The following is a 9,850-nucleotide window of genomic DNA, read 5'->3' as shown; positions in this document are numbered from 1 at the left end:
GAGCACCGGCAGCAGGCCGAAGATGCCGATCAGCACCGCCGCCGGGCTTGCCAGCGCCCACCCGGCCGCGGTCTCCGTGCGGCCGAGCCGTCCCAGCAGCGATGGCACGTCCGTGTCCTACTTCTCGGCCAGCGCGGTGTCAGCGGCCTCAGCCGCCGACTTCAACGCGTCCGCGGGCTGGTCCTTGCCGAGCATGACGGCCACGATCGCCTGTCCAAGGGCTTCGGAGACGTCCGGATACTTCGCGACGGTCGGCCTGACCTTCTTCACGTTGGACAGGTTCTCCACGAAGGTTCCTGTCCCAGGTACGTTCTCGTTCAGCTTGGTGAGCACTGCCTGGTCCTGGCCGACCGAGGTACGGATGGGCAGATCGCCGGTGCCCAACGAGAACGCCTTGACCTGCTCGGGGGCCGACAGCCACTTGACGAAGTCGACGGCCGCCTGCTTCTTCTTGTCACCGTTGTCGAAGACCACCCAGTTGTCCGGGCCCGCGATGGTCTGATGCCCACCGGTCGATCCGGCGAAGGTGGGCAACACCTGCACGCCGTACTCGATGTCGGACAGCTGGCTGAGATCCCACGGCCCGGTCACCAGCATCGCGATCTTGCCGCTGTTCATCAGCTTTGGGCCGTTCTCGTTGGTGGTGTCGAGGTACAGCGACTTGTCGGTGACCGCCATCTGCTGGAGCACCGTCAGCGCCTTGACGCCGGCGTCGGAGTTGAACGCGGCGTGCTCGTCGTCGGGGGTCAGGATGTCGCCCCCGGCTTCCCAGAGCATCGGAAGGTAGTGCCACACAGTGTCTTCGCTGCCGTCGGCGGGGATCAACCAGCCGTACTGCCCCTTCGACGGATCGGTCAGCTTGGCGGCCGCGGCCCGGAAGTCATCCCATGTCCAATTCGGCGTCGGGGGTGCGACCCCGGCGTCGGCGAAGAGCTTCTTGTTGTAGACGATCGCCAGGTTGTCCACCAGGGCGGGAACACCGACCACCTTGTCGCCTACCGTCGCGGCCTCACGTTCGGCCTGATAGAAGTCGTCCCACTTCCAGTCGGGCTTGGACACCTCGTCGGCCATGTTCACCACCTGCGGGATCTGGGCGATGTTGGGGGACCAAGAGCCGAACATATAGGCGACGTCCGGCGCGCTGCCGCCGCGCACCGCGGTCAGCACCTTCTGCAGCACCAGATCGTTGCTGGAGTACAACTCGCTGACCTTCACGTCGGGATGTTCCTTGTTGTACTGGTCGATCAGGCCCTTGAACACCTCACCCTCGGTGTCCTGATAACCGTGCCACACCGCGATCTCGGTGGGGCCGGACGGTGCCGATCCGCCACCGCCACACGCGGTCATGACGAAGGCCAGGACGGTGACCAATGCGATGCAGAGCCGACGTCGAATCACTTGTGACACTCCTTAGTTGGGTGAAGCAGTCGTGCGCAGCGGTTCGGGAAGTAGGTCGCCGTGCGCGATCGTCAGGTCGTCACACAGCTCCCAGATCTGATCGACGGTCAACGTGGCCGCGGTATTCGGGTCCACCATCGCCGCCGCCCGCACCAGCCGAGGATCGCCGTCGACGGCGGCCCGCACCGCAAGCTCGACCGGGCCGAGGAAGTTGCGGTTGAGGGCGGCGCACTGTGGTGGGAGGTCGCCCACCTTCGTCGGATGCGCGCCCAAGGCGTCCAGCAGCGTGGGCACCTCGACGGCAAGGCCGTTCGGCAGGTTGGTGATCAAGCAAGAGTTCACGACGTTGGCGGAGATGACGCGCGGCGTCCCGGTCTCCAGGGAGTGGATCACCTGAGGGGCGTATTCGGTGGACTCGGTGTCGATGCCGAGCGTCGCGGTCTCGGCGAGTTCGGCCCGCACCTTGGCGTACTCGGCGAGGTTGTCCTCGCTGATGCGCACGTACGCACCGATGTCGAGGCGCAACCGCTCGACCTCGCCGGGATGGCGCAGGTACCACGGAACGTATTCACTCGAGTGCTCACTGGTCTCGGTGGGGTAGTACCCGAGTCGGCGGTACATGTCGACCCGGACCCGCCGGCGCAGCTCCGGATCCGCGGCGATGCGTTGATCAAGAAGCGGATACAGATTCTGGCCGCCACGTTCCCAGCGCAGCACCCAGGCCTGGTGGTTGACGCCAGCGGACCAGTACGCCACCTCGTCGAACGGCACGTCGATCAGCTCGCACAGCCCGACCATCGTCCAGTACACCGAGTGGCACAGCCCAAGCACCTTCAGCTTCGGGGCGACGTGGTGCAGGTACGTCACGTTCATGGCCATCGGGTTGGTGTAGTTCAGCAGCCAGGCGTCGGGACACACCTCCTGCATGTCCTTCGCGATCGCGGCAAGCACCGGGAACGTCCGCAGGCCACGGAAGATGCCGCCGATGCCGATCGTGTCGCCGATGGTCTGATGCAGGCCGTACTTCTCGGGGATCTCGAAGTCGCGCACCGTCGCCTCGTGCATGCCGACCTGGATGACGTTGATGACGTAATCGGCACCGTCGAGGGCTCGGCGGCGGTCGGCGCTGACGACGACCTCGGGCTGTGCCCCCGCCGCGCTGGCGGTGGCACGAGCGATCGCCTCTGCGGTTTCCAGGCGCTCGGCGTCGATGTCGTGCAGGACTATCCGCACCGAACTGAGCTCGGGGAAGGAGAAGATGTCGCCGAGCAGCTCGCGCGTGAACTCGACGCTGCCTGCTCCGATGATGACGATCGTGGGTTTCACCCTTGGCTCCTGGAAGTCGAGCGGTCGTCGGCGGCGGGCTCTAGCACGGCCTCGGTGAGCGCCTCGCCGCGCTTCTCGTCGCTGTAGACCATCAGCGTCGAACCGACCAGGGCCAGCACGATGCCTGCCGCGCCGTACGGGGTCGGCAGCGTCTGGTACGCGACCAGCGAGACCACGATGGTCAGTGCCGGGGCCAGCGCGTTGGTGGTCGGAGCCACGATGCTGGCCTTGCCGCGGCTCAGCGCCATCACCAGGAACAGGGCGCCGACGGCGTTGAGTAGCTGGGTGCCGGCCGTCAATGCCGGTGCCTGCCAGGGGAAGTCAGTGGGCAGGCCGCCGAGGGAGAACAGCGCGACGGGGATCAGTGCCAGGCCGCTGATCGTCATCCACCCGAACGTGGTGGCCTCGTTGACGCCGATCGTCGCGGTCTTGCGCATGAAGTAGGCCTGCACGCCCCATGCCGCGGAGATCAGGATCGCCAGCGGCAGCCACGGGCCCGTCGAGCCGTCGGAGTCTCCGCTGGTGATGCTGAACAGCACGATCGAGACCAGTGCCGCGACTAGGCCGACGACCGCGAGTCGCGAGACCCGTTCGCGCAGAAGCACCATCGCCATCACCACCGTGATGGCGGGCGAGATCGAGACGATGGGGAAGATGAGGTAGGCCGGTCCCATGGTCAACGCCTGAAAGAGCAGGAGTTGGCCACCCGCGCCGGTCAGCCCGATCAGCAGACCGTAGATCGCGGCCTGAGGCCGCCGGTCGAGGCGTTGGCCGCGAAGGATGAACGCCGCCGGAATGATCATCGTCAGCGCCCAGATGCAGTAGATCATCTCGTCGGGGTAGCCGTACTTCGTCGCCGGTAGCGCCGAGAACGCGCCCCAAACGCCCCAAAACAGGATGAGCAGCGTTGCGTAGAAGATCCAGCTGCGGGGATGTCCGGTGCTTGTCATGGTGTCGTTACCTCGTCGGAAGTCGTTGGTGTGGTGCTGAGTTGGTGCAGCGCAGCGTCGCTCAAGGGCTGGCCGCCGTGCTTGGCGGCGTACAGCGCGGCACCCAATGCGGGGTCGAGCAGCGGGCGTTTCAGGTCGTACTTGGCGGGTTGCGCGTCGAGGGCAGCCAGGAACAGCGCGCGAAAGCCGTCATCGGAGAACATTCCGCCCGAGTACGAAACGGGCACGGTCTCCCCTTCGGTGAACCCGATCAGGGTGCGAGTGGTGTCGATCAGTGTGACGAGTTCCTCGGCAGCAGTGGACAAGATCGTCCTCGCCACCTCGTCGTCCTCCCGCGCAGCTTGGCAGACCGTCGTTGCGAGCGCGGCGATGGAGCTCCGGTTGCCGCCCCAGGTGTCGATCACCAGGCTGACGACGTCGAGGTCGCCGGCGAGCGCGAGCCGTTCCCTGAGCAGGGCATGGAGTCTCCCGCGCGCCAGTCGGCCGTCACTCATCCGGCTGAACGCGTTCAATCCCTGGGCGGCAATCCAATACGCCGATCCCTCGTCACCGAACAACTCACCCCAGCCGCCGACTCGGTGACCGACGCCGTGGCGTTCTCCGTAGGTCATCGACCCGGTGCCGCTGATGACGTTGATGCCGTCCTCGCCGGCCAGTGATCCCGCCCAGCCGCAGACCATGTCGTTGTCGCAGCTGTAGCGGTCGTGGCCGAGGACCCTGCCTGGCACGGCATCGAGTTCCTCGATGTCACCGCTGGCCTCGCCGTAGCCGGGGATGCCGAAGAATGCGGCGTCGATGTCGGAGGTCTCGATGCCCGTCTGGGTGCAGATGTCCGTGACACCTTGGGCGAGCACGCGTTCGACGACCTCGAAGCCGTCATGGGCGGGCGCAGCTGGGTGGGTGGAGGCGTTGAAGTAGTACGACGTTGGGGCGGTGGCGCGGGCCAATACGTGACCGTCCGAGTCGATGAGCGCAAACGCGGTCTTCGACCCACCGCCGTCGACGCCGAGATATCTGGGCATGTCCGTCACCGTCCCATCGGGTGGATCGTGACACCCTTGACGACGCGGCTGACTTCGCCGGAGGGGAATGGATTGTCCGGTGTCTTACGGTATTCCAGCGACGTGAACAGCGCGAGGTACTGCGCGAACACCAGATAGGGCAGCGCGACCAGCGCGTCGTCCAGACCGGCGAGGCCGGGCAGCGTGACGACTGGTCCCAGCTCGGTGGGGATCGGCTCGGTGCTGAGCACGGTGACGGCCTCCTGGCCGAGTTGCGCACGGATCTCGGCGATGATGTCGAGATCGTAGAGGCGGGTGTGAGGATCGGAGGAGACGTACACCACGACGAGCGTGTCCGCGTCGAGCACCGACTTCGGTCCGTGGCGGAACCCCAGCGGAGAGTCGAAATACGTCACGACCTCGCCCGCCGTCAACTCCAACAGCTTGAGGGCCGACTCCCTGGCGAGGCCCTCCAGCGGCCCGCTGCCGAGGTAGACGAAGCGCTGCTTCTTGGTCTGGGCAATGGCCCGGATGTCACGTTGGTGATCCACCACGTGCTGTGCCGCCCCGGCGAGGGCGTCGCCATCGCGGGGTACGGCTGGACCCAGCATCAGCAAGCACGACAACAACATTGAGGTGAGGCTCGACGTCATCGCGAACCCGACGTCATTCGTGCGCTCCGGCATGTAGACGACCAGGGAGTTCTGCCGGTCGGCGTGGGCACGGCCGAGCTCCCCGCCGCGGTCGCAGGTGAGGATGAGGTGCCAGACCTCGTCGACGAGTTCGTCGGCCAGTGCCGTCGTCGCCAGGCTCTCGGGACTGTTGCCCGACCGGCCGAACGACACCAGCAGGGTCGGGGTGTGGCGCTCGAGGTAATCCAGCGGATTCGCGACGATGTCGGTCGTGGCGACGGCCTCGACGCGGCGGTCGAGGTGCCGGCGTAGCGCAGGCGCGGCGATCTCACCTGCGAACGCGGAGCTGCCCGCGCCGGTGAGGATGACCCGCAGATCTGGTTTGGCGACCAGCCTTCCGAGGAACCTGGCCGCCTCCCCGTCGGTGCGGCCGGCGACCTCGCGCCAGGCAGCGGGTTGCTGTCCGATCTCGAGAATGGTTGCGCCGCCTTCTTCTTGGGCGGGAATGTGCGTGTTAGTCATTGACCTCTCCAGCTGTGCTGCACGCGCGGGCGTAGGGACGTAGGGCATCGCGGACCCGGTCGATGACCAGATCCTGCGCGATGGGTTCGAGGACGCCAGCGCGGATCCGGTCGTACTGACCGGGCAAGAACTGGCTGATCAGGGGAAGTGGAATGCCGGTGCGATCGAGGTTGGCCAGCAACGTGTTTCGCGCCGCCTCGACCGCGGCGTCGGCCCAGTAGTAGCGGAGGCGATCACTGTAGCTGTACCGCCGGGCGGTCCGCTGCGAACGTGGCTCACCGTGGTAGTAGTCCTCCCAATACCCGGGTTCGGCGAGCATTCTGCGTTCGACGACGTCGATGAGATTCGACCGGGAGGTCCGTGGGATGAGCTCCGCCTCGATCATCGCCAGCGCGAACAGGGCCTCGCGCATCGCGAACGTCAGCGCTGGACCCACCTTGAGGATCGCCCAATGGTCCTCGACGAGCTCCCGAAGGTGCTCGGGCCGTTGATAATCGGTGGAGTGTGCCTCGAAGACCAGGTTGTCCTCGGAGTCGAGGACGTGTCGCAACTCCACGGTGGCTTCGCGTCGGTAGTCGATGACGCTGAGATGGTCGAATTCGACACCGGGCTGCACCACCAGGGCGACGACGCGCGGCCAGGCGTACTCAAGGTCTGCCTCGGCGAAGGCGGCCCGATGGGCGGCGATGGTCCGCCGAGCCCGGTCGGCGGGCGTCGGCACCAAGTGGTCGAGCGTCTCGTGTGCGCCACCTGGGACGGGTACCTCGGTGCCGATCACGTACACCGGAGGATCCGATCCAATGCGGTTCGCGGTGTCCTCGGCGATCCGCATCAGCCGGGCGGACCGCTGCGCGACGACCTCGTCGGAAAGGACGCCGGGGTCGTCGGCACACGACATGCTGCAGTCCAGGTGGATCTTGTCGTACCCCGCCTCGACGTAGGCGGCGATGAGGACATCGGCCTTCGCCATTGCAGCAGTTGACGATTCCCGCTGCCACCGGTTGGGCCCGAGATGATCGCCGCCAAGGACGACGCGATCCCGTGGAAAGCCCTGCCGGTCCGCGATGCCCAACACCAGCTCGCGGAACTCCGCTGGACGCAGCCCGGTGTAGCCGCCGAACTGGTCGACCTGATTCGACGTGGCCTCGATCAGCACGAAGCCACCATCGGCGGCCGCCTGGGCGATCGCGGCCTGCACCACGGTGGGATGGGCCGAGCACACCGAGTAGATGCCCGCCGATGCACCGGCCCGGTGCTTGGCGATTGCGTCGGTCAGCCAGTCGACGCGGCGCAAGCTGACTTCAGTCATCGGGCAGCACGCTCCCCGGCGAGCGCGACGGGCCGCGCTACGGCACGACACACTTCGGTCACCGCATCGCCGATGGCTTCGCGGCCGGCAGCCAGGAACGTGCGGGGATCGGTCGCGGTCGCGTCGGCGGCGATGACCTCGCGGATCGCTCCGGTGTACGCGACGTTGAGCGCGGTACCCACGTTGATCTTGCGGATCCCGGCCTCGGCGGCGAGGCGGAGCTGATCGTGCGGGACGCCCGAGGAGCCATGCAACACCAGTGGACTCGCGACGCGCGCGGCCAGCCGACGGATCAGGTCGATGTCGAGTTCGGCGTCACGACTGGTCATCGCGTGGGAAGTGCCCACCGCGACGGCGAGGCCGTCGACGCCCGTCTCGTTGGTGAAGGCCGCCGCTTCGTCGGGATCGGTCCGGACGCCGAAGTCATGTGCGCCGCCCTTGCCGCCGATCTCGCCAAGTTCGGCCTCCACCCACAGCCCCGCGCGGTGGCCCTCTTGAGCGAACGCGCGCGTCCGCTCCACGTTGTCCCGGTATGGCAGGTGCGCCGCATCGACCATGATCGAGCTGACCCCGAGGACGCCCGCCGTGTCGATGGCCTCGGTGATCAGCGCGCCGTCCCGGAAGTGGTCGAGGTGGATTGCCAGGGGTTGCGACGACTGCGCGGCGATTCGGGCACAGGCCGAGACCAGGGGAGCGATCCGGCCGCCGTGGAATCCGACGGTGTTCTCGCTGACCTGCAGCAGCGCGGCGACGCCTGCGCGTTCAGTGCCTTCGGCGATGCCCTCGGCGTGCTCGATGGTGATCACGTTGAAGGCGAGGACGGCGGTGCCCTCGGCGATGGCCGAGGCGACCACGTCGGTGGTGGCGGCCAGGGTCACGGTGTCACCCGCCGGGCTGAGTGTGACGTGCAGAACATTCATCGATCATGAGAAGCTCGCTCAAAGCGCGCAATGCGAAGCGGCAAAACGATCAGGAAAACTGATTGCGCCGACCGTCGATCCGAGGAGTATCAGCAATGTCGATCAAGCGCACCGACCGGATGCGCGAGGTGCTGTCGCTACTGCGCGACCGTGGTGAAATCGGATCCCAGGTGTTGTGCAAGGAGCTGCGCGTCTCGGCCGCAACCCTGCGCCGCGATCTGAACGAACTCGAAGAGCAGGGTCTGCTCGTCCGCACCCACGGTGGTGCCAGAGCGCTCGATCCGAGCGGTAGCGAGATCCCGGTACGTCTGCGCGATCACCGGATGGTCGCCATCAAGCGGCGCATCGCCCAGCGCGCCGCCGCCCTGGTGCCGGCAGGCGCGCAAGCGGTCGCACTCACCGGAGGCATCACCACCGGGGAGGTGGCCAGGGCGCTCAAGGGTCGCCCCAACATGACGATCGTCACCAACTCCCTGACGATCGCTGCTGACTGCGCCGTGGACGCCCACATGAAGGTCATCGCCACGGGCGGGCTGGTGCGAGCGAATTCCCTTGAGGCAGTTGGCCCGATGTCCGAACACGCGTTCCAAGTGATCACCGTCGGCACCGCGGTTCTCGGTGCCGACGGCATGTCGGCGGAAATCGGAGCCACCACGTTCGACGAAGCCGAAGCCCGCACCGCCATCGCCATGGCCGCGAATGCGCAACGGGTCGTCGTCGCCGTCGACGGCTCCAAGATCGGCAAGGTCACTCTCGCAAAGATGGTGCCGCTGAGCGACATTGATCACCTGGTGACCGATTCGACCGCCAATCCCGATCAGCTGGAACGGATTTCGGCCGCCGGCGTGCACGTCCACGTCGTCACCGTCGAGGATGCGTGACGGCCTCGGATCAGGGCGCGCTGAGCAATCCGGAGTCCCTGATCGCCTCGCCCAACGGCTCCAGCACCGCCGGATCATAGGGCGGCGGCAGGTAGATGATCGCGAGATCCAGACCCTCGGCGCCGAGGGCCCCTGCCTCGGCGACGACCTTCGCGTAGTCGCGATCCTCGCCGAGGCGGACGTGCGCCGAGAGGGTGATCTCCTTGGGGTCGCGACCGATGTCCTTGCAGCGGGCGGCGAGCACGTCGCGCTTGTGAGCGAACTCCGCCGGGGTTCCGCCGACGAAGTTCCAGTGATCGGCGTACTTCGCGGTGAGCGGCAGCGTCCGCTTCTCGCCGCTGCCGCCGATGCAGATCGGCGGATGCGGCTGCTGCGGGCCCTTCGGCTCGTTTCGGGCGTCCTTGAGCTGGTAGTACTTGCCGTCGAACGTCGTGGACTCCTTGGTGAGCAGGCTGGTCAGCACCTCACAGGCTTCCTCGAAGCGGTCGAACCGCTCCTTGATGGTGCCGAGTTCGATGCCGTAGGCGCCGGACTCCTCTTCGTTCCAGCCGGCGCCGATGCCGAGTTCGAGCCTGCCGCCCGAGATGACGTCGAGCGCCGCGGCCATGTTGGCCAGTACGGCGGGGTGGCGGTAGTGGATGCCCGTTACCAGCACGCCGACGCGCAGCCGCTTGGTGGCCTGCGCCAGCGCCGTCAACGTGATCCAACCCTCCAGGCACGGGCCGGAGGAGTCGGAGAAGATCGGATAGAAGTGGTCGAACGTCCAGCCGGACTCGAAGACGTCGATGTCGTCCGCGGTCTGCCAGATCGGCAGCATCTCGGACCAGGTGGTGTTCTGTGGGGATGTCTTGAAGGCGAATCGCACTCGATCAACCCTAGACCCGTGAGCTGTCAGTCGCCGATGAGTTTTC

The 9,850-nt window shown here is 66.7% G+C and carries 9 protein-coding genes; 1 reads left to right on the top strand and 8 read right to left on the bottom strand.

What is annotated here, in order from left to right:
- Window positions 1-117: 117 nt before the first annotated feature.
- From QOD90_RS29905 to QOD90_RS29875, 7 genes are read right to left on the bottom strand one after another with little or no spacing between them, the layout of a single operon-like run.
- Window positions 118-1,398: an ABC transporter substrate-binding protein gene (locus tag QOD90_RS29905; RefSeq protein ID WP_526355946.1), complete on the bottom strand. Its 1,281-nt coding sequence runs from the start codon at window positions 1,396-1,398 to the stop codon at window positions 118-120.
- Window positions 1,399-1,410: 12 nt separating this feature from the next.
- Window positions 1,411-2,724, bottom strand: a complete 1,314-nt coding sequence (locus tag QOD90_RS29900; RefSeq protein WP_526355944.1) for an alpha-glucosidase/alpha-galactosidase — start codon at window positions 2,722-2,724, stop codon at window positions 1,411-1,413.
- Window positions 2,721-3,674: an EamA family transporter gene (locus QOD90_RS29895; RefSeq protein ID WP_526355942.1), complete on the bottom strand. Its 954-nt coding sequence runs from the start codon at window positions 3,672-3,674 to the stop codon at window positions 2,721-2,723. Before QOD90_RS29895 ends, QOD90_RS29900 begins: the two co-directional genes overlap by 4 nt.
- On the bottom strand, window positions 3,671-4,696 hold the full coding sequence (locus QOD90_RS29890; RefSeq protein ID WP_526355940.1) for an N-acetylglucosamine kinase: 1,026 nt from the start codon (window positions 4,694-4,696) through the stop codon (window positions 3,671-3,673). Before QOD90_RS29890 ends, QOD90_RS29895 begins: the two co-directional genes overlap by 4 nt.
- Window positions 4,697-4,701: 5 nt before the next feature.
- Complete coding sequence (locus tag QOD90_RS29885; protein ID WP_526355938.1) at window positions 4,702-5,829, bottom strand: SIS domain-containing protein; 1,128 nt, start codon at window positions 5,827-5,829, stop codon at window positions 4,702-4,704.
- A complete protein-coding gene (locus QOD90_RS29880; protein ID WP_526355936.1) occupies window positions 5,822-7,138 on the bottom strand; it encodes a D-tagatose-bisphosphate aldolase, class II, non-catalytic subunit in 1,317 nt (438 codons plus the stop codon). Before QOD90_RS29880 ends, QOD90_RS29885 begins: the two co-directional genes overlap by 8 nt.
- A complete protein-coding gene (locus tag QOD90_RS29875) occupies window positions 7,135-8,058 on the bottom strand; it encodes a class II fructose-bisphosphate aldolase (RefSeq protein WP_526355934.1) in 924 nt (307 codons plus the stop codon). Before QOD90_RS29875 ends, QOD90_RS29880 begins: the two co-directional genes overlap by 4 nt.
- A 95-nt stretch (window positions 8,059-8,153) precedes the next feature.
- On the opposite strand from QOD90_RS29875, the gene QOD90_RS29870 reads away from it, so the two are divergent.
- Window positions 8,154-8,939, top strand: coding sequence for a DeoR/GlpR family DNA-binding transcription regulator (locus QOD90_RS29870; RefSeq protein WP_526355932.1), 786 nt, complete (start codon window positions 8,154-8,156; stop codon window positions 8,937-8,939).
- Between the two features lie 10 nt (window positions 8,940-8,949).
- Here the strand turns inward: QOD90_RS29870 and QOD90_RS29865 are convergent, their stop codons facing one another.
- On the bottom strand, window positions 8,950-9,804 hold the full coding sequence (locus QOD90_RS29865; RefSeq protein WP_526355930.1) for an LLM class F420-dependent oxidoreductase: 855 nt from the start codon (window positions 9,802-9,804) through the stop codon (window positions 8,950-8,952).
- Between the last annotated feature and the right edge of the window lie 46 nt (window positions 9,805-9,850).

This window comes from Mycobacterium sp. (genome assembly GCF_032161845.1).
Lineage (GTDB): Bacteria > Actinomycetota > Actinomycetes > Mycobacteriales > Mycobacteriaceae > Mycobacterium.
This window is presented reverse-complemented; position numbering and strand designations above follow the sequence as displayed.

Coding starts and splice junctions, on each gene's coding strand:
- QOD90_RS29890 (WP_526355940.1), bottom strand. CDS start 4,696: ATGCCCAGATATCTCGGCGTCGACGGCGGTGGGTCGAAGACCGCGTTT.
- QOD90_RS29880 (WP_526355936.1), bottom strand. CDS start 7,138: ATGACTGAAGTCAGCTTGCGCCGCGTCGACTGGCTGACCGACGCAATC.
- QOD90_RS29895 (WP_526355942.1), bottom strand. CDS start 3,674: ATGACAAGCACCGGACATCCCCGCAGCTGGATCTTCTACGCAACGCTG.
- QOD90_RS29870 (WP_526355932.1), top strand. CDS start 8,154: ATGTCGATCAAGCGCACCGACCGGATGCGCGAGGTGCTGTCGCTACTG.
- QOD90_RS29875 (WP_526355934.1), bottom strand. CDS start 8,058: ATGAATGTTCTGCACGTCACACTCAGCCCGGCGGGTGACACCGTGACC.
- QOD90_RS29885 (WP_526355938.1), bottom strand. CDS start 5,829: ATGACTAACACGCACATTCCCGCCCAAGAAGAAGGCGGCGCAACCATT.